Source organism: Streptomyces sp. NPDC015131 (genome assembly GCF_043079975.1).
Lineage (GTDB): Bacteria > Actinomycetota > Actinomycetes > Streptomycetales > Streptomycetaceae > Streptomyces.
Map to the genome: position 1 here is coordinate 1 of NZ_JBIBVB010000001.1, position 19670 is coordinate 19670.

Genomic DNA, 19670 nt, shown 5'->3' on the forward strand with positions numbered 1-19670 from the left:
CCAGTAATGGGTGGAGTTGACCGGTACTAATAGGCCGAGGGCTTGTCCTCAGTTGCTCGCGTCCACTGTGTTAGTTCTGAAGTAACGAACTCCCACAGCCCCTGTGGCTGGTTGGTTGTAGTTCGATATCTTCATAGTGTTTCGGTGGTCATAGCGTTAGGGAAACGCCCGGTTACATTCCGAACCCGGAAGCTAAGCCTTTCAGCGCCGATGGTACTGCAGGGGGGACCCTGTGGGAGAGTAGGACGCCGCCGAACAATCATTGTGGGAAAGCCCCGCACCTTATGGTGCGGGGCTTTCCTGCGTTACGGGGCAGGGCCGGCGCTTAGGCGTCCTGAGTGCTCGTCAGGCCCGCTGCGTGCCGACGGACTTGGGGCTCTGGCGGCACGTCAGTGCCGGTTAGGCGAATCCGTTCGTACGGGGTATGCTTTAGCTCGTTGCCGAGGGGAAAACCCCGAAAGCGACCAGCCGGCCCCTATAGCTCAGTCGGCAGAGCGTCTCCATGGTAAGGAGAAGGTCAACGGTTCGATTCCGTTTGGGGGCTCCAGAGAACGAAGAAGGCCCCCGCCCATGTGGCGGGGGCCTTCTTCGTGTTTCCGGGGAGACCGTCAGTCCGTGTGGGGCTCCGGGACGCGCATCGCGAGGATGGCCATGTCGTCGGAGGGCGGCTCGGCGGCGAAGCGTTCCACCGCGCGCATGATGCGGGCGGTCACCGCGCCGGCCGTCAGGCCCGTACACGTGGTGAGGACGTCGCTCAGGCCGTCGTCGCCCAGCATGCGGGAGCCCTCGCGGCGTTCCGTGACGCCGTCGGTGACGCACAGGAGGACGTCGCCCGGGTCGAGGGTGACCGTCTGCTCGTACAGCTCCAGGTCGTCCATGACGCCCAGGAGCGGCTGGGGTTCGGCGGCGGGCTCCACGGAGCCGTCCTGGCGCAGGCGCAGGGGCAGCGGGTGGCCGGCGCAGACGACCTTGAGGAGGGCGCTGCCGTCCTCCTGGGGCCACAGCTCGCCGTACAGGAGGGTGAGGAAGCGGCTGCGGGAGCCCTCGTCGAGGATGGCGGCGTTGAGGCGCTCCAGCACGGCGGGGCCGCCCAGGCCCTCGCGGGCCAGCAGGCGCAAGGCGTGGCGGGCCAGGCCGGTGACGGCGGCGGCCTCGGGGCCCGTGCCGCAGACGTCGCCGATGGCGAAGCCGTACGCGCCGTCGCGGATGGGGAAGAGGTCGTAGAAGTCGCCGCCGACCTCGTTGCCCTCGCCGGCGGCGCGGTAGATGACGTCGACCTCGACGTTGGGGATCTGGGGCAGGCCCGGGGGCAGCAGGCTGCGCTGGAGGGACTGGCTGATGGCCATGCGCTCCGAGTACAGGCGGGCGTTGTCCAGGGCGAGGGCGGCCCGGCGGGAGAGGTCCTCGGCGAGCTCCAGGATCTCCTGGCGGAAGTGGTCGTCGGAGGGCTTGCCGAGGGTCAGCATGCCGATGACGCGGTTGCGGGCGACGAGCGGCAGGACGACGGTCTCGCCGCCGACGGCGGCGGCGGTGGCCAGGGTCGTACCGATGCCGGAGGAGAGGGTGGTGGAGCCGAGGCCCAGTTCGCGCATGGAGGTGCGCAGCGCGGCCTGGTGGGCGGCGTCGGCCGGGGCGGTCCAGACGCGGGCGCCGGGGGAGGGGACGGGCTCGGGCGGCTGGATCTTGGCGAGCAGGGCCTTGAGGCCGTCGATGCGCTCCTCGTCCTCGTGGAGGACGTAGGAGAGGTACGGCTCGGAGGTGGGGTCGGCGATCGTGTAGACGGCGCACCAGGTGGCGAGGGTGGGGACCGTCATCTGGGCCATGAGGGCCAGGGTCTGGTCCCGGTCGAGGGTGCCGGCGAGCAGGTCGGACGCCTCGACGAGGAAGCTGAGGGAGCCGCGGCGGAGGCGTTCGAGCTCGCCGAGGCGCGCGGACTCGACGGCGAGGGCGATGCGGTCGGCGGCGAACTGGAGCCGGAGGGCCTCTTCGTTGGAGTACCGGCCGGAGGCTTCGGCGGCGACGCCGAGGGAGCCGGTGAGGCGGCCTTCGACCTTGAGCGGGACGGTGACGACCGAGCGCATCCCGGTGCCGTTGAGGAGCGGGACGGAGCCGGGGACGGCGGCCAGGTCTTCGTGGACGGCGGGCATGCGGGCGGAGGAGTACCGGCCGGTGCCGGCAGCTTCCACGGGCACGCGCGCGAAGCGCTGGCGGGCGGAGGGGAGGCCGGTGGTGGCGCGTACCTCGAGTTCCGTCTCGTCGTCGGTGGCGAGGAGCAGGAAGGCGGCGTCGCCGTCCAGCATGTCGCGGGCGCGTTCGACGGTGCGCTGGAGGAGGCCGTCGAGGTCGTCGGGGGCGGGGGAGCCGATGAAGACCTCGAAGGGGTCGGTGCTGCGGCTCTCGTTGCTGGAGTCGACGGGGGCGCGGGGCGGGGACTGGAGGACGGCGCGCTCGTAGTCCCGTACGAGGAGGCAGACGGTGGACGGTTCGCCGTGGGTGTCGCGGACGCGCAGGTGGGAGGCGTACACCGGGACGACGCGGCCGTCGGTGCCGCGGATGCCGTAGCTGCCCTCCCAGCGGGAGAGGCGCAGCGCCTCGGCGATGCCGGTGCCGATGCCGGGGGTGTGGGGCCAGGCGGCGAAGTCGCCGAGGGGCTTGCCGACGACCTGGTCGGCGGCGTAGCCGAAGAGGTGCTCGGCGTCCTCGTTCCAGGTGGTGATCGTGCCGTGGCGGTCGATCTGGGCGACGGCGACGCGGACCCGGTCGTCGGCGACGGGGAGGAGGTCGGTGGGCAGGACGGGGCCCGCGGAGCGGGTGCCGACGGGGCGCTCGGGGAGGTCGAGCTGGAACCAGACCTGTTTGCGGGTGGGGGAGTACTCGACGCCCCAGCGGGCGGCCAGGGCGGCGCAGAGCAGTAGGCCGCGGCCGTTCTCGCTGTCGGGGTTGCCGAGGGCCTGGGCGCTGCCCTGGAGGGGGACCTCGCGCTCGGGGTAGCGGTCGGCGACCTCGATCCGTACGCCGTTCTCGGTGCGCAGGCACAGGACGTCGGCGGCGGTGCCGGCGTGGATGACGGCGTTGGTCACGAGTTCGCTGGTCAGGACGACGGCGTCGTCGACGACGTCGGTGTACCCCCAGCCCTGGAGCGTGTCCCGGACGAAGGCCCGGGCGGTCGCCACGGACCGTCCCACGGGTTCGAAGGTGGCGGCCGCCCGAGCGGTGATCACAGAACTCCTCGTACGCGTCTCTACGCCCGGCTCTGCCATGATCGGCTCCGCCCCTCCCCCGGTGCCCGGTGGTCGCACAGCGTCGCGCCGCCCCTGCCGGGCGGACCGGGGCGGTTGGACAGCCGGATGCCAGGTTACTTACCTTCGCTGTCCGGGCGGATGGTGGTCACCGCTGTTTCCGTCCCCCGAGGACGGGGACGTTATGCGAAGCTGCCGAACTGTTATGGCCTGGTTCTGTCGTGGTGAAACACTGGGAAGGCTTCCAGCGGCAGCGGGAAGCGGCAATGCCCGAGCAGTACGGTCAACCCCTGCGGGAGGGACACGGTGGAGTCTGGCGTGACGGCGCGGGGCGGCAGCACGCGCGCGAAGGGCGGACGGCCCCGGAGTGGTGGGACCGTCGAGGTGGACGCCGCTTCCCTGGACCGGTTGCTGGCGGCCCTGGTGTCGATGCGGGACGGGAACTTCCGCAAGCGGCTGACGGTGACCGGCGACGGGGTGATGGCGGAGATCGCCGCCGTCTTCAACGAGGTCGCCGACCGGGAGTCGCATCTGACGGGTGAGCTGTCCCGGGTGCGGCGGATGGTCGGGCGCGAGGGCAAGCTGTCCGAGCGGCTGGAGGTCGGGGCCGGGGAGGGCGCGTGGGCGCAGGCCATCGAGGCCGCGAACGCGCTGGTGGACGACATGACCCGGCCGGTGTCCGAGGTGGGCCGGGTGCTGTCGGCGGTGGCCGAGGGTGACCTGGACCAGCGGATGGAGCTGCGTTCGGAGGGTACGGACGGGTCGGCGCGGCCGCTGCGCGGGGAGTTCCTGAAGGTCGCCCGTACGGTGAACAACCTGGTCGACCAGTTGTCGGCGTTCACCGACGAGGTGACGCGGGTGGCGCTGGAGGTGGGCACCGAGGGCAAGCTCGGCGGCCAGGCGCAGGTGCGGGGGATGTCGGGTTCGTGGAAGGACCTGACGGACTCGGTCAACACCATGGCGTACCGGCTGACGGCCCAGGTGCGGGACATCGCGCTGGTGACGACGGCGGTCGCCAAGGGTGACCTGTCGCGCAAGGTGACCGTGCATGTCGCGGGCGAGATGCTCCAGCTGAAGAACACCGTGAACACGATGGTGGACCAGCTGTCGTCGTTCTCCTCCGAGGTCACGCGGGTGGCGCGTGAGGTGGGTACGGAGGGTGAGCTGGGCGGCCAGGCCGAGGTGCCGGGTGTGGCCGGTGTGTGGAAGGACCTCACCGACTCCGTCAACACGATGGCGGGCAATCTGACCTCGCAGGTGCGGGGGATCGCCGAGGTGACGACGGCGGTCGCCAACGGTGACCTGTCGCAGAAGGTGACGGTGAGCGCGCGGGGCGAGGTGGCGCAGCTCGCGGACACGATCAACCAGATGACCGAGACGCTGCGGACGTTCGCCGACGAGGTGACCCGGGTGGCGAGCGAGGTCGGCGCCGAGGGGCTGCTGGGCGGCCAGGCGCAGGTGCCGGGTGCGGCGGGGACGTGGAAGGACCTGACCGACTCGGTCAACACGGTCTTCCGGAACCTGACCACGCAGGTGCGGGACATCGCGCAGGTGACGACGGCCGTGGCGAACGGTGACCTGTCGCAGAAGGTCACGGTGGACGTGGCCGGGGAGATGCTGGAGCTGAAGAACACCGTCAACACGATGGTGGACCAGCTCTCCGCGTTCGGGTCCGAGGTGACCCGGGTGGCGCGGGAGGTCGGTGTCGAGGGCCGGCTGGGCGGCCAGGCCGAGGTGCCGGGCGCGGCGGGGACGTGGAAGGACCTCACGGACTCGGTGAACACCGCGTTCCGCAACCTCACCGGGCAGGTGCGGGACATCGCGCAGGTGACGACGGCGGTCGCCAACGGTGATCTGACGCAGAAGGTCACGGTGGACGTGGCCGGGGAGATGCTGGAGCTGAAGAACACCGTCAACACGATGGTGGCGCAGCTGTCGTCGTTCGCCGACCAGGTCACGGGGATGGCCCGGGACGTGGGTACGGAGGGCCGGCTCGGCGGCCAGGCGCGCGTGCCGGGGGTTTCCGGTACGTGGAAGGAGCTGACGGACTCGGTCAACTTCATGGCCGGGAACCTGACGTCGCAGGTGCGTCAGATCGCGCAGGTGACGACGGCGGTGGCGCGGGGCGACCTGTCGCAGAAGATCGACGTGGACGCCCGGGGCGAGATCCTGGAGCTGAAGAACACCATCAACACGATGGTCGACCAGCTGTCGGCGTTCGCCGAGCAGGTGACCCGGGTGGCCCGCGAGGTGGGCACGGACGGGCGGCTGGGCGGGCAGGCGCAGGTGCCGGGTGTGGCGGGTGTGTGGCGTGACCTGACGGACTCGGTGAACGGCATGGCCGGGAACCTCACCGCGCAGGTGCGGAACATCGCGCAGGTGGCCACGGCGGTGGCGCGGGGCGACCTGTCGCAGAAGATCGACGTGGACGCCCGGGGCGAGATCCTGGAGCTGAAGAACACCCTCAACACGATGGTGGACCAGCTGTCGAACTTCGCCGAGCAGGTGACCCGGGTCGCCCGCGAGGTGGGTACCGAGGGCATCCTGGGCGGTCAGGCGGAGGTGCAGGGCGTCTCCGGCACCTGGAAGGACCTGACGCAGTCGGTCAACTCGATGGCCAACAACCTCACCTCGCAGGTGCGCAACATCGCCGAGGTGACGACGGCGGTCGCCAAGGGCGATCTGTCGAAGAAGATCACCGTCGACGCGCGCGGGGAGATCCTCGACCTGGTCACCACCGTCAACACGATGGTGGACCAGCTGTCGAACTTCGCCGACGAGGTGACCCGGGTGGCCCGTGAGGTGGGCACCGAGGGCATCCTCGGCGGCCAGGCGCGCGTGCGGGGTGTGACGGGCATCTGGAAGGACCTCAGCGACAACGTCAACGTGATGGCCAACAACCTGACGTCCCAGGTGCGGAACATCTCGCGGGTGTCGTCGGCCGTCGCCAACGGCGACCTCACCAAGAAGGTGACGGTCGAGGCGCGCGGCGAGGTCGCCGAGCTGGCGGACACCGTGAACACCATGGTGACGACGCTGTCGTCGTTCGCCGACGAGGTGACGCGGGTGGCGCGCGAGGTGGGTACGGAGGGCGAGCTGGGCGGCCAGGCGCGCGTGCCGGGCGTTTCCGGGACGTGGAAGGACCTGACCGAGTCGGTGAACTCGATGGCGTCCAACCTGACCGGCCAGGTGCGGCAGATCGCGACCGTCACCACCGCCATCGCGAAGGGCGACCTCACCAAGAAGATCGACATCGATGCCCGGGGTGAGATCCAGGAGCTGAAGAACACCATCAACACGATGGTCGACCAGCTCTCGTCGTTCGCCGAGGAGGTCACCCGCGTCGCCCGTGAGGTGGGCACCGAGGGCATTCTGGGCGGCCAGGCGCGCGTACGGGACGTCGACGGCACCTGGCGCGACCTGACCGAGTCGGTGAACGAGATGGCCGGGAACCTGACCCGGCAGGTGCGCGCCATCGCGGCCGTCGCCACGGCGGTGACGCGGGGCGACCTGAACCTCAAGATCGACGTCGATGCGGCGGGCGAGATCCAGGTCCTCCAGGACAACATCAACACGATGATCGCCAACCTCCGTGACACCACCCTCGCCAACGAGGAGCAGGACTGGCTGAAGGGCAACCTGGCCCGGATCTCCGGCCTGATGCAGGGCCGGCGCGACCTGGACGACGTCGCCTCGCTGATCATGAGCGAGCTGACGCCGGTGGTGTCGGCGCAGCACGGCGCGTTCTTCCTGGCGATGCCGACCGGCGGCAGCAACGAGATCGGGGCGGACGAGGACGGCTCGTACGAGCTGGTGATGCGCGGCAGCTACGGCTACTCGTCCGGGTCGATGCCCACGTCGTTCCGGCCGGGCGAGACGCTGATCGGTACGGCGGCGGAGGAGAAGCGGACCATCCAGGTCAATGTGCCGCCGGGCTACCTGCGTATCTCGTCGGGGCTCGGCGAGGCGGCCCCGGCGCATGTGGTCGTGCTGCCGGTGCTGTTCGAGGGGAAGGTCCTCGGTGTGATCGAGCTGGCGTCGTTCCAGCCGTTCACCCAGATCCAGCGCGACTTCCTCAACCAGATCGCCGAGATGATCGCCACCAGCGTCAACACCATCAGCGTCAACACCAAGACCGAGGTGCTGCTGAAGCAGTCGCAGGAGCTGACCGAGCAGCTGCGGGAGCGGTCCGCCGAGCTGGAGAACCGGCAGAAGGCGCTGCAGGACTCCAACGCGGAGCTGGAGGAGAAGGCCGAGCTGCTGGCGCAGCAGAACCGCGACATCGAGGTGAAGAACACCGAGATCGAGGAGGCGCGGCAGGTGCTGGAGGAGCGGGCCGAGCAGCTCGCCGTCTCCATGCGCTACAAGTCAGAGTTCCTGGCGAACATGTCGCACGAGCTGCGGACGCCGCTGAACTCGCTGCTCATCCTGGCGAAGCTGCTGGCGGACAACGCCGACGGGAACCTGTCGCCGAAGCAGGTCGAGTTCGCCGAGACGATCCACGGCGCCGGTTCCGACCTGCTCCAGCTGATCAACGACATCCTGGACCTGTCGAAGGTCGAGGCGGGCAAGATGGACGTCAGCCCGACCCGGATCGCGCTGGTGCAGCTCGTGGACTACGTGGAGGCGACCTTCCGGCCGCTGACGGCGGAGAAGGGGCTGGACTTCTCGGTACGGGTCTCGCCGGAGCTGCCGGCGACGCTGCACACCGACGAGCAGCGGCTGCTCCAGGTCCTGCGCAACCTGCTGTCGAACGCGGTGAAGTTCACCGACAGCGGCGCGGTGGAGCTGGTGATCCGGCCGGCCAAGGCGGATGTGCCGCAGTCGATCCGGGAGCAGCTGCTGGAGGCCGGTTCGCTGCGGGACGCCGAGGGCGACCTGATCGCGTTCTCGGTGACGGACACCGGGATCGGCATCGCGGCCAGCAAGATGCGGGTGATCTTCGAGGCGTTCAAGCAGGCGGACGGCACGACCAGCCGCAAGTACGGCGGTACGGGCCTGGGGCTGTCGATCAGCCGGGAGATCGCCCGCCTGCTGGGCGGCGAGATCCACGCGGCGAGCGAGCCGGGCCGCGGGTCGACGTTCACGCTGTACCTGCCGCTGCACGCCAGTGAGCTGCCGCCGCAGGGGTACGGGCACGGCGGCCCCGGTGCCGACCTCCCGCACGGCGGCCACGAGGGCGCGACGGACCCGTACGGCGCGGGCGGCATGGCGGGGCCGGAGCCCGCGGACCGGCGTGCCGGGGCGGGCGCCCTCTTCCGGCACCGGCGGCGGGCCGCGCTGGACGCGGGCGAGCAGCGGACCGCGCTGCCCGGGGCGGGCCACCGGTCCGGGCCGGCGGCGCAGGGGCCGGCCGAGGCGCCCGCCCCGGCCGCGCCGGCGTCCTCGGGGGCGGCGCCCTCGGGCGGCCCGGGTGGGGACACCACGGCGCCGGCGCCCGCCACGGGCGCGTCCCAGGAGTGGGCGGCGGGCGGCCAGGAGGCGGGCGAGCAGCGGCGGACCTTCACCTTCCACGGTGAGAAGGTGCTGATCGTCGACGACGACATCCGGAACGTCTTCGCGCTCACCAGCGTGCTGGAGCAGCACGGCCTGTCGGTGCTGTACGCGGAGAACGGCCGCGAGGGCATCGAAGTCCTGGAGCAGCACGACGATGTGACGGTCGTCCTGATGGACATCATGATGCCCGAGATGGACGGGTACGCGACGACGACCGCGATCCGCCGGATGCCGCAGTTCGCCGGGCTGCCGATCATCGCGCTCACCGCGAAGGCGATGAAGGGCGACCGGGAGAAGGCGATCGAGTCGGGCGCTTCCGATTACGTTACGAAGCCGGTGGATCCGGATCATCTGCTCTCCGTCATGGAGCAGTGGATGAGCGGAGAGTGAGCGGAAAACCAGAGAATCCTGGCGAGTTGCTGACTGACTGTGCTCGAAAGCGTGTGAGGGGCCGGATTTCGGGGAACCTTCTGGTCCTCCACCGCGTTTCCGCTATGTGCACAGTGACATCGCGGTGACAGGGTGTGGTGACAGGCGGGGTGCGGCTACCATGACCGGCACAAGGACGGACGGCGCAAGGGAGTCGTCCCCTGGGGCGGCGCCCGGCCAACTGCCGGGGCGAGGAGGACGGGCCATGGTGCAGAAGGCCAAGATCCTCCTGGTCGATGACCGACCGGAGAATCTGCTGGCGCTGGAGGCCATCCTCTCTGCGCTCGATCAGACGCTGGTGCGGGCATCGTCAGGGGAGGAAGCGCTCAAAGCGCTGCTGACGGACGACTTCGCGGTCATTCTGCTGGACGTCCAGATGCCAGGTATGGACGGTTTCGAGACCGCCGCGCACATCAAGCGTCGGGAACGGACACGGGACATCCCGATCATCTTCCTGACGGCCATCAACCACGGCCCGCACCACACCTTCCGGGGGTACGCGGCCGGGGCCGTCGACTACATCTCCAAGCCGTTCGACCCCTGGGTGCTGCGCGCCAAGGTCTCGGTCTTCGTCGAGCTGTACATGAAGAACTGTCAGCTCCGCGAGCAGGCCGCGCTGCTGCGCCTCCAGCTGGAGGGCGGCGGCCAGGGCGGCTCCGTCAAGGAGTCCCCCGGCCTTCTGGCGGAACTGTCCGCGCGGCTCGCGGCAGTTGAGGAGCAGGCCGAGGCGCTGTCCAAGCAGCTCGACGACGAGTCGGCGGACGCCGCGGCCGTCGCCACCGCCGCGCACCTGGAGCGCAAGCTCACCGGCCTGCGCCGGGCGCTGGACGCGCTCGAACCGGGCACCGGCAACGGCGGTTCGTCCACCCTGCCCGCCCAGGGCTGACCCCTTCCGCACGGGCGGCCAGGAGCTCGGTCCGGCCTCCCGGTTGAGCGGGCGTCAGCTCCGTGCATCCTCTCCGACGACACGAACGGGTGAAGCGGTGGGCACACGTGTCCACCGCGCCCCACACCGGTAACCTCACCACCATGGCCTCACGTACGTCCGGCAAGGGCTCCCAGGGCACGGCGGGCGCCGCGAAGCCGCGCGCCGGCCGTACGACCGGCGCCGCGAAGAAGGCGGTCCCCGTGAAGTCCCCGGCGAAGCCCGCGAAACCCCCCGCGAAGAAGACCGCAGCCAAGGCGGCCAGGTCCGCCGGGGCGGCCAGGAGAGCACCGGCCAGGAAGGCCGCCGTGAAGAAGGTGCCGGCCAGGCCGGCGCCCTCCCCGACGGCGGGCGTCTACCAGCTGGTGCGCGCCCTGTGGCTCGGCCTCGCCCACGCGGTCGGCGCCATGTTCCGCGGCATAGGGCGCGGCGCCAAGGGACTCGACCCGGCGCACCGCAAGGACGGCCTGGCGCTGCTGCTGCTCGGCATCGCCCTGATCGTCGCCGCCGGCACCTGGGCCAATCTGCGGGGTCCGGTCGGCGACCTGGTCGAGATGCTGGTCACCGGCGCGTTCGGCCGGCTCGACCTGCTCGTGCCGCTGCTCGTCGGCGCCATCGCGATCCGGCTGATCCTGCACCCCGAGCAGCCCGAGGCGAACGGGCGGATCGTCATCGGCCTGTCCGCGCTCGTCGTCGGCGTCCTCGGCCAGGTCCACATCGCGTGCGGCTCGCCCGGGCGCGACGTCGGCAGCGAGGCCGTACGGGACGCGGGCGGCCTGGTGGGCTGGGCCGCCTCCAAGCCGCTGATCTTCATGATGGGCGAGGTCCTGGCCGTACCGATGCTCGTCCTGCTCACCGTCTTCGGGCTGCTCGTCGTCACGGCGACACCCGTCAACGCCATCCCGCAGCGGCTCAGGGCGCTCGGGGCGCGGCTGGGGATCGTCGAACCGGCCCCCGGGATGCCGGTGGGCGCGGACGACGAGCGGTACGACGAGCAGTGGCGCGAGGCGCTGCCCGCCCGCCCGCGGGGCGCCGCCCGGCCCGGGGCGTACGACCCGGACGACGCCGAGGAGGAGGCGCTCACCCGGCGCAGGAGGCCCCGCAGGGCCGCCGCCGCGCCCGCGGAGCCGGACTTCGACCGGCCGAGGGACGCCGTGGACGTCGCCGCCGCCGCGGCCGCCGCGCTGGACGGCGCCGTGCTCAACGGCATGCCGCCCTCCCCGCTGGTCGCCGACCTCACCCGGGACGTGACCGGCGACCGCGAGCGCGACGCCCGGGAGGCCCGGGGGAGCCGGGGGGCGCGCACGTCCCGGCCGGGGGCCGACACCGGCGCCGTACCGCCCGCGCGGGAGGAGACGCCCGGCGACGGCCGCGTACCCGACCTGACCAAGCCCGCCCCCGTCCGCGAGGAGCCGGAGGGCCTGCCGGCGCGGGCCGAGCAGCTCCGGCTCGCCGGGGACATCACGTACTCCCTGCCCTCGCTGAACCTGCTGGAGCGCGGCGGCCCCGGCAAGACGCGCAGCGCCGCCAACGACGCCGTCGTCGCCTCGCTGACGACCGTCTTCTCCGAGTTCAAGGTCGACGCCGCCGTCACCGGCTTCACCCGCGGCCCGACGGTCACCCGCTACGAGGTGGAGCTCGGCCCGGCGGTGAAGGTCGAGCGGATCACGGCGCTGACGAAGAACATCGCGTACGCCGTCGCCAGCCCCGACGTCCGGATCATCTCGCCGATCCCCGGCAAGTCCGCCGTCGGCATCGAGATCCCCAACACCGACCGCGAGATGGTCAACCTCGGTGACGTGCTGCGCCTCGCCGACGCGGCCGAGGACGACCACCCGATGCTGGTGGCGCTCGGCAAGGACGTCGAGGGCGGCTATGTGATGGCCAACCTGGCGAAGATGCCGCACATCCTGGTCGCGGGCGCCACCGGCTCCGGCAAGTCGTCGTGCATCAACTGCCTGATCACCTCGGTGATGATAAGGGCGACCCCCGAGGACGTACGGATGGTGCTGGTCGACCCCAAGCGGGTCGAGCTGACCGCCTATGAGGGCATCCCGCACCTGATCACCCCGATCATCACCAACCCCAAGCGGGCCGCCGAGGCCCTCCAGTGGGTCGTGCGCGAGATGGACCTGCGCTACGACGACCTCGCCGCGTTCGGGTTCCGGCACATCGACGACTTCAACGCCGCCGTACGGGCCGGGAAGGTCACGCCGCCGGAGGGCAGCGAGCGCGAGCTCCAGCCCTACCCGTACCTGCTGGTGATCGTGGACGAGCTGGCCGACCTGATGATGGTCGCGCCCCGGGACGTCGAGGACGCCATCGTCCGCATCACCCAGCTCGCCCGGGCCGCCGGCATCCACCTGGTCCTGGCCACCCAGCGGCCCTCGGTGGACGTCGTGACCGGCCTGATCAAGGCCAATGTGCCCTCCCGGCTCGCCTTCGCCACCTCCTCCCTCGCCGACAGCCGGGTCATCCTGGACCAGCCGGGCGCGGAGAAGCTCATCGGCAAGGGCGACGGCCTCTTCCTGCCGATGGGGGCCAACAAGCCGGTCCGTATGCAGGGCGCCTTCGTCACCGAGGAGGAGGTCCAGGCGGTCGTCCGGCACTGCAAGGAGCAGATGGCGCCGGTCTTCCGGGAGGACGTGACCACCGGGACCAAGCAGAAGAAGGAGATCGACGAGGACATCGGCGACGACCTGGACCTGCTGTGCCAGGCGGCCGAGCTGGTCGTCTCGACCCAGTTCGGCTCGACCTCGATGCTCCAGCGGAAGCTGCGCGTCGGCTTCGCCAAGGCGGGCCGGCTGATGGACCTGATGGAGTCGCGGAACATCGTGGGGCCGAGCGAGGGGTCCAAGGCGCGGGACGTCCTCGTCAAGCCGGATGAGCTGGATGGAGTACTGGCCGTCATCCGGGGGGAGTCGGAGTCGTAGGACTTCCACGGGGACTCTCACTCGTTAGGAAACCGTGAGCAACCGTTTCCCGCCTCCGTACGTCAAGTTGGAGGGAGAGGCGGAAAATGGTTGTTCCGCTCCTCGGGCGCATGCCATTCCGATGGCGTACAAAGTGCGTCCGCCCGGTTGCTCCACCCTTTCGTACCACCCATAGACTGAACCTCCAGCAGGTGGTTACACGCTCGAAAGGCGCCCTCGTGTCCATCGGCAACTCCTCCGAAGACGACCGGCCTTCGACCCCCGACACCCCGGATGTCACCGACACCTCCGACGCCCGCGAGGACGACCGGCCCTCGATCGGCCGTGTGCTGCAGCAGGCACGCGTCGACGCCGGCCTGACGGTCGAGGAGGTCAGCACCTCCACCCGCGTCCGCATCCCGATCGTCCACGCGATCGAGGAGGACGACTTCTCGCGCTGCGGCGGCGACGTGTACGCCCGTGGCCACATCCGTACCCTCGCCCGTGCGGTCGGCCTCGATCCCGAGGCCCTCATCGAGCAGTACGACGGCGAACACGGCGGCCGTCCGTCGCCCACCCCCGCCGCCCCGCTGTTCGAGGCCGAACGGATCCGTCCCGAGCGGCGGCGGCCCAACTGGACCGCCGCCATGGTCGCCGCGATCGTCGCGGTGATCGGTTTCGTGGGCTTCACCCTGTTCGACGGCGACAAGGGCGGCTCGCGCACCAGCAATGTCGCCGAGGGCCCGGCCCCGGCGCAGAAGCCCAGCGGCAAGCCCAAGCCGCCCAAGGCGGTCGCCCCGCCGCCGGCGCCGTCCGAGAGCGCGATCGCCGCCGCGCCCAAGGACAAGGTGACCGTCAAGCTCACCGCGACCGGCGACAAGAGCTGGATCTCCGCCAAGGCGCGCGACGGGAAGCTGCTCTTCGACGGGCTGCTGGAGAAAGGTGCCTCCAAGACCTTCCAGGACGACGAGCGGCTGGACCTCATCCTGGGCAACGCCGGGGCGATCGAGCTGTTCGTGAACGGCAAGAAGGTCGAGGACGAGTTCGAGGACGGCCAGGTGGAGCGGCTGTCCTACACGAAGGGCGACCCGCAGGTCGGGTGACCTTCGCGCGCGTGGGGCCGCCCGGCCCGGGAGCGGTGGGGGAGGACCACCGGGTCGGGTGGTTTCGGGGGTGGCCGTGCGGGGGGAGAGGCGTGGCGGCCCGGGGCGTGACCCCTGAGCGGTGGGGGTGTCGCCGGGACGAAGTAGTCTTGAGTCCATGCCCGAACGCCGTACCGTCGCCCTTGTCACTCTTGGCTGCGCCCGTAACGAGGTGGACTCGGAGGAGCTCGCAGGCCGCTTGGCAGCGGACGGCTGGGAGCTCGTCGAGGAAGCCGCCGACGCGGATGTCGCGGTCGTCAACACCTGTGGCTTCGTCGAGGCCGCCAAGAAGGACTCCGTCGACGCCCTGCTCGAAGCGAACGACCTGAAGGACCACGGCCGGACCCAGGCCGTGGTCGCGGTCGGCTGCATGGCCGAGCGGTACGGCAAGGAGCTGGCCGAGGCCCTGCCCGAGGCCGACGGCGTGCTGGGCTTCGACGACTACGCCGACATCTCCGGCCGCCTCCAGACCATCCTCAGCGGCGGCAGCGTCGAGGCCCACACCCCCCGTGACCGGCGCAAGCTGCTGCCGCTCAGCCCCGTGCAGCGCCAGGAGGCCGCCGCCGAGGTCGCCCTGCCGGGCCACTCCCAGGAGCCCGCCCCGGCCCCCGCCGACCTGCCCGAGGGCATCGCCCCCGCGTCCGGGCCGCGCGCCCCGCTGCGCCGCCGCCTCGACACCAGCCCGGTCGCCTCGGTGAAGCTCGCCTCCGGCTGCGACCGGCGCTGCTCCTTCTGCGCCATCCCGTCCTTCCGGGGCTCCTTCGTCTCCCGGCGCCCCAGCGACGTGCTGGGCGAGACGCGCTGGCTCGCGGAGCAGGGCGTGAAGGAGATCATGCTGGTCTCCGAGAACAACACCTCGTACGGCAAGGACCTCGGCGACATCCGGCTGCTGGAGACCCTGCTGCCCGAGCTGGCGGCGGTCGACGGCATCGAGCGGGTCCGGGTCAGCTACCTCCAGCCCGCCGAGATGCGCCCCGGGCTCATCGACGTCCTGACCTCCACGGAGAAGGTCGCGCCCTACTTCGACCTGTCCTTCCAGCACTCCGCGCCCGCCGTGCTGCGCTCGATGCGCCGCTTCGGCGACACCGACCGCTTCCTGGAGCTGCTGGACACCATCCGGGGCAAGGCCCCGCAGGCCGGTGTGCGGTCCAACTTCATCGTCGGCTTCCCCGGCGAGAGCGAGAGCGACTTCGCGGAGCTGGAACGCTTCATCACCCACGCCCGTCTCGACGCCATCGGCGTCTTCGGGTACTCGGACGAGGACGGCACGGAGGCCGCCACGTACGAGGGCAAGCTCGACCAGGACGTCGTCGACGAGCGCCTCGCGCACCTCTCGCGGCTCGCCGAGGAGCTGACCGCCCAGCGTGCGGAGGAGCGCCTGGGCGAGACCATGGAGGTGCTGGTCGAGTCGGTGGACACCACGCCGGACGGGGACGGCGCCGTGGGACGCGCCGCGCACCAGGCGCCGGAGACCGACGGCCAGGTGGTCTTCACCTCGGTGGAGGGCCTGGTGCCCGGCCGGATGGTCACCGCCAAGGCCGTCGGCACGGAGGGCGTCGACCTGGTCGCGGAGTGCCTTGAGGAGGCGGGCAGATGACCGGAGCCCCGGCTTCCGCCGCGGGCGGTACGGGTAGGCCGGCGCCCGGCGGCAAGCTGGGAGCCGCGGCCGTCAATCAGGCCAGCCTGTGGAACATCGCCAACATCCTCACCATGATCCGGCTGGTCCTGGTGCCCGGGTTCGTGATCCTGCTGCTCCAGGACGGCGGGTACGACCCGGCCTGGCGCGCATGGGCCTGGGCGGCGTTCGCCGTCGCCATGATCACGGACGTCTTCGACGGCCACCTGGCGCGCGCGTACAACCTGGTCACGGACTTCGGGAAGATCGCCGACCCGATCGCCGACAAGGCGATCATGGCCGCGGGGCTGATCTGCCTGTCGGCCCTCGGCGACCTGCCCTGGTGGGTCACCGGGGTGATCCTCTTCCGCGAGCTGGGCATCACCCTGATGCGCTTCTGGGTGATCCGCCACGGGGTGATTCCGGCCAGTCGCGGCGGCAAGATGAAGACCCTCGCGCAGGGCACGGCGGTCGGGATGTACGTTCTGGCCCTGACCGGCCCGCTGGCGACGCTGCGCTTCTGGGTGATGGCCGTGGCCGTGGTGCTGACGGTGGTCACCGGCCTGGACTATGTGCGACAGGCGGTGGTCCTGAGGCGCAGGGGGATCGCGGCGGAGCGGGAGCGGGAGGCGCTGAAGCCCTCCGGGGCGGAGCCGGGACGATGACGGAGGCGGCGCGCGCCCTGGCGCTGCTCGCGGAGCGTAGCCAGACGGTCGCGGTGGCGGAGTCACTGACCGGTGGTCTCGTCGCCGCCGAGTTGACGTCCGTGCCCGGCGCCTCGGCCTCCTTCCTGGGCTCCGTCACGGCGTACGCGACGGCGCTGAAGCGGGACCTGCTGGGAGTGGACGCGGCGCTGCTGGAGCGGCGCGGAGCCGTCGACCCGGAGGTCGCGTCGCAGATGGCGGCCGGTGTACGGGACCGGCTGGGGGCCGCGTGGGGCATCGCGACGACCGGTGTCGCGGGGCCCGACCCGCAGGACGGGCAGCCCGTGGGCACCGTCTACGTGGCGGTGTGCGGCCCGGCCGGCGGACCGCACGGAGCGGGGAAAGTCGCCGCTCTGCGGTTGAACGGCGACCGTGCGGAAATCCGTAGAGAGAGTGCACGGAGCGTGCTGGAGCTGCTCGTGGACGAACTCTCGGAGAATGCGCGGGCACAGGATACGGAACAGAACGGGGGGAACTGATGTTTGCAGCCCTGAGTGAACACGTCATCGCTCCCCGCACGGCCGCAGTGCGAGGCGGTACGGTGGGGCGTGAAGGATGCGGCTACACGGTCCGAGGAGGGAGCCACCGATGATTCTGCTCCGTCGCCTGCTGGGTGACGTGCTGCGTCGGCAGCGCCAGCGCCAGGGCCGTACTCTGCGCGAAGTCTCCTCGTCCGCCCGAGTCTCGCTCGGCTATCTCTCCGAGGTGGAGCGGGGGCAGAAGGAGGCTTCCTCCGAGCTGCTCTCCGCGATCTGCGACGCGCTTGACGTACGGATGTCCGAGCTCATGCGAGAGGTGAGCGACGAGCTCTCGCTGGCCGAGCTGGCGGAGTCGGCGGCGGCCAGTGAGCCGGTGCCGGCACCAGTACGCCCGATGCTGAATTCTGTGTCCGTGTCGTCGGTGGCGGGTGTGCCGACGGAGCGGGTGACCATCAAGGCGCCCGCCGAGGCGGTGGACGTCGTCGCCGCCTGAGCGGACAAAATCTGCTCCCGTTTCGGGAGTGCGCGTTTTGGGCTGAGCCCCGGTCGGGTACACGAATGGCCGACCGGGGCTTTCGTTTACTCCGAATGCCCCTTTTAGGTCTTATGTGTAAAGGTGGTTGGGCGTGCGCTCCCGGCGCGCGCCGGAACGGAGGATTCGGAATGTCTGTCGTGAAGAGCCCGCTGCCCGACGCCGACCTGAAGGTGGTCGGCGAAGCGCTCCAGGGCGCCCTGGTCGACGCGGTGGACCTGTCCCTGGTGGCCAAGCAGGTGCACTGGAACGTGGTCGGTCCCCGGTTCCGTTCGATCCACCTCCAGCTCGACGAGGTCGTGGCCACGGCCCGCCAGCACTCCGACGTGATGGCGGAGCGCGCCTCGGCGCTGGGTGTCACCCCGGACGGACGAGCCGGGACGGTCGCGTCGAGCACGGCCATCAAGAACGTGCCGGCCGGCTGGATCAAGGACGACCAGGCCGTCAAGATCATGGTGGACGCTCTGGTGACGGTGATCGGGCGGATGCGCGAGCGCATCGAGGCGACCGACAAGCCCGACCCGGTGACGCAGGACCTGCTGATCGCGCTCACCGCGGACCTTGAAAAGCATTCGTGGATGTTCCAGGCGGAGAGCCGCCAGGCGGACAACGCCTGACGCCACCGCACCGGCCCCGGTGGGCACGGTGCGGGTGCGGACCGTGACGGGAGGGTGTACCGAGCGCCCGGCGCACGCCGGAGGCGCGCAACGGTACGCCCTCCCGGCGTGTGAGCGGACCGGGCTAGGGTCTCTCGTTCGGATCAGGCTGGATCAGGGAGCGCCCGCCGCGGACCGGCTGTGTCACCGCGGTGCGTGCGCCGCAAGGCGGAGGAGGCGGCATGGAGACACGACGGGTTCCCCTGCTGGCGCTCGCCCTGATAGCGGGTGGCCTGTGGTGGTGGGCGGTGCTGAGAGTGGTGCTGACCCCCGGTCAGGCCGGCCTCGTCGAGGGGACGGTGGCGGCGGGCGGCTGGGGACTGAGCCTGCTGCCCGTGCATGTGGCCTCGGCCCGTACGGCCTCCGCGTCACGCCTGCGCGCCGCGTCACCGGTGCCGTACGCCGCGCTCCTCACCCGTGCGGCCGGTGTGGTCCGCGGGGGTCGTGGGGGCGGTGGGGTTGGTGCGGTTGGTGGGGGCGGTGGGGTTGGTGGGGGCCGTTGGGACCGTGGGGCTCGTGGGGGCGGTTTGGCTCGTGTGGCTCGTGGGGTCCGTGCGGCTCGTGGGGTCTGTAGGGCTCGTTGGGGGAAGCGCCGGGGGCCGGGTGGGGGCTCGGGCTCGGAGAGAGCCGGGGAACGCTAGGGCGTTTCGGGGGTCGGTCCCGGGCCCGACTGGCAGCCGGGGCACCAGTAGGAGAGACGGTCGCGCCCGGCCTCCTCCTTGCGGCGGATCGGGGTGCCGCAGCGGTAACAGGGCTGGTGCAGGCGGCCGTAGACGAAGACCTTGCGGTCGGGGCGGTCGGTGGTGAGGTTGGTCCGGCGCTCGAAGCGCTCCTTGTTCGCCTCCAGCAGGCGGTGCGCGGTGGCGATGAGCCGGGCGGGCACATCGGGCTCCAGCTCGCCCACGGGAAGCCAGGGCGTGACCCGGGCCATGAAGGCCAGCTCGCACTTGTAGACGTTTCCGATGCCCGCGAGATTCCGCTGGTCCAGCAGCGCCTCGCCGAGCGGCCGGTCCGGATCGGCGCACACCCGGCGCAATGCCTCCTCCGCGTCCCAGTCGGGGCCGAGCAGGTCCGGCCCCAGGTGGCCGACGACGGACTCCTCCTCGCTGGTGCGGATGAGGTCGAGGACCGGCAGCCGGTAGCCGACCGCCGTGTGGGCGGAGGTGCCGAGGATGGCCCGGATCTGGTGGTTGGGGCCGCCGTTCCAGCGCTGGTCCGGGGCGAAGACGCGCCAGGCGCCGTCCATCCGGAGGTGGGAGTGGAGGGTGAGGCCCCCCTCGATGCGGGTGAGCAGGTGCTTGCCGCGCGGGGTGACGTCCAGCAGGGTCCGACCGGTCAGGTCGACGGTCGCCAGGCGCGGCACCCGCAGGTCCGAGCGGGTCAGCACGTCCCCCGCGAGGGCGGTGTGCAACCGGTGGGCGGTCAGCCAGATGGTGTCTCCTTCGGGCATGGCTCCATGATGCGGGACGGGCACGCGCGGTGCGGGGGGTGATGTGGGGTGAGGGGAGTTTGTCGTCGGGGGCTGTGCTGCGTGCGGCGGG

The 19670-nt window shown here is 71.1% G+C and carries 11 protein-coding genes, 1 tRNA gene and 1 rRNA gene; 11 read left to right on the forward strand and 2 right to left on the reverse strand.

Annotation, left to right across the window (positions count from 1 at the left end; genetic code table 11):
- Positions 1 to 140: 140 nt before the first annotated feature.
- A 5S ribosomal RNA gene (rrf, locus tag ACF08D_RS00005) occupies positions 141 to 257 on the forward strand.
- Positions 258 to 471: 214 nt separating this feature from the next.
- Positions 472 to 547, forward strand: a tRNA-Thr gene (locus ACF08D_RS00010).
- A gap of 61 nt (positions 548 to 608) precedes the next feature.
- Here the strand turns inward: ACF08D_RS00010 and ACF08D_RS00015 are convergent.
- Positions 609 to 3260: a SpoIIE family protein phosphatase gene (locus ACF08D_RS00015; protein ID WP_392220018.1), complete on the reverse strand. Its 2652-nt coding sequence runs from the start codon at positions 3258 to 3260 to the stop codon at positions 609 to 611.
- A gap of 285 nt (positions 3261 to 3545) precedes the next feature.
- Here ACF08D_RS00015 and ACF08D_RS00020 point away from each other — a divergent pair, with 285 nt between their 5' ends.
- The 9 genes from ACF08D_RS00020 (at position 3546) to ACF08D_RS00060 (ending at position 18090) form a co-directional block, all read left to right on the forward strand.
- Positions 3546 to 9125 (forward strand): HAMP domain-containing protein, encoded by a 5580-nt coding sequence (locus ACF08D_RS00020; protein WP_392220019.1) that lies wholly within the window; start codon positions 3546 to 3548, stop codon positions 9123 to 9125.
- Between the two features lie 244 nt (positions 9126 to 9369).
- On the forward strand, positions 9370 to 10050 hold the full coding sequence (locus ACF08D_RS00025; RefSeq protein WP_392220020.1) for a two-component system response regulator: 681 nt from the start codon (positions 9370 to 9372) through the stop codon (positions 10048 to 10050).
- A gap of 143 nt (positions 10051 to 10193) precedes the next feature.
- Positions 10194 to 13022, forward strand: coding sequence for a DNA translocase FtsK (locus ACF08D_RS00030; protein WP_392220021.1), 2829 nt, complete (start codon positions 10194 to 10196; stop codon positions 13020 to 13022).
- 218 nt (positions 13023 to 13240) lie between these two features.
- A complete protein-coding gene (locus ACF08D_RS00035; protein WP_392220022.1) occupies positions 13241 to 14104 on the forward strand; it encodes a helix-turn-helix domain-containing protein in 864 nt (287 codons plus the stop codon).
- A 157-nt stretch (positions 14105 to 14261) separates the two neighbouring features.
- Complete coding sequence (gene rimO / locus ACF08D_RS00040) at positions 14262 to 15740, forward strand: 30S ribosomal protein S12 methylthiotransferase RimO (protein WP_392220023.1); 1479 nt, start codon at positions 14262 to 14264, stop codon at positions 15738 to 15740.
- The gene (pgsA, locus tag ACF08D_RS00045; RefSeq protein WP_392220024.1) at positions 15737 to 16423 is read left to right on the forward strand and encodes a CDP-diacylglycerol--glycerol-3-phosphate 3-phosphatidyltransferase; all 687 of its coding nucleotides are present in this window, start codon (positions 15737 to 15739) and stop codon (positions 16421 to 16423) included. The genes rimO and pgsA overlap by 4 nt, the downstream gene beginning before the upstream one ends.
- Complete coding sequence (locus tag ACF08D_RS00050; protein WP_392220025.1) at positions 16420 to 16941, forward strand: CinA family protein; 522 nt, start codon at positions 16420 to 16422, stop codon at positions 16939 to 16941. Before pgsA ends, ACF08D_RS00050 begins: the two co-directional genes overlap by 4 nt.
- Before the next feature lie 109 nt (positions 16942 to 17050).
- Positions 17051 to 17434 (forward strand): helix-turn-helix domain-containing protein, encoded by a 384-nt coding sequence (locus ACF08D_RS00055; RefSeq protein ID WP_392220026.1) that lies wholly within the window; start codon positions 17051 to 17053, stop codon positions 17432 to 17434.
- 170 nt (positions 17435 to 17604) lie between these two features.
- On the forward strand, positions 17605 to 18090 hold the full coding sequence (locus tag ACF08D_RS00060; protein WP_392220027.1) for a Dps family protein: 486 nt from the start codon (positions 17605 to 17607) through the stop codon (positions 18088 to 18090).
- Positions 18091 to 18766: 676 nt separating this feature from the next.
- On the opposite strand, the gene ACF08D_RS00065 is transcribed toward ACF08D_RS00060, so the two are convergent.
- Positions 18767 to 19579: an Fpg/Nei family DNA glycosylase gene (locus ACF08D_RS00065; RefSeq protein ID WP_392220028.1), complete on the reverse strand. Its 813-nt coding sequence runs from the start codon at positions 19577 to 19579 to the stop codon at positions 18767 to 18769.
- Positions 19580 to 19670: the final 91 nt, after the last annotated feature.

Bases quoted from the DNA above. Each gene is read 5' to 3' on its own strand.
- ACF08D_RS00065 (WP_392220028.1), bottom strand. From the start codon at position 19,579: ATGCCCGAAGGAGACACCATCTGGCTGACCGCCCACCGGTTGCACACC.
- ACF08D_RS00060 (WP_392220027.1), top strand. From the start codon at position 17,605: ATGTCTGTCGTGAAGAGCCCGCTGCCCGACGCCGACCTGAAGGTGGTC.
- ACF08D_RS00050 (WP_392220025.1), top strand. From the start codon at position 16,420: ATGACGGAGGCGGCGCGCGCCCTGGCGCTGCTCGCGGAGCGTAGCCAG.
- pgsA (WP_392220024.1), top strand. From the start codon at position 15,737: ATGACCGGAGCCCCGGCTTCCGCCGCGGGCGGTACGGGTAGGCCGGCG.
- ACF08D_RS00030 (WP_392220021.1), top strand. From the start codon at position 10,194: ATGGCCTCACGTACGTCCGGCAAGGGCTCCCAGGGCACGGCGGGCGCC.
- ACF08D_RS00015 (WP_392220018.1), bottom strand. From the start codon at position 3,260: ATGGCAGAGCCGGGCGTAGAGACGCGTACGAGGAGTTCTGTGATCACC.
- ACF08D_RS00055 (WP_392220026.1), top strand. From the start codon at position 17,051: ATGATTCTGCTCCGTCGCCTGCTGGGTGACGTGCTGCGTCGGCAGCGC.
- rimO (WP_392220023.1), top strand. From the start codon at position 14,262: ATGCCCGAACGCCGTACCGTCGCCCTTGTCACTCTTGGCTGCGCCCGT.
- ACF08D_RS00025 (WP_392220020.1), top strand. From the start codon at position 9,370: ATGGTGCAGAAGGCCAAGATCCTCCTGGTCGATGACCGACCGGAGAAT.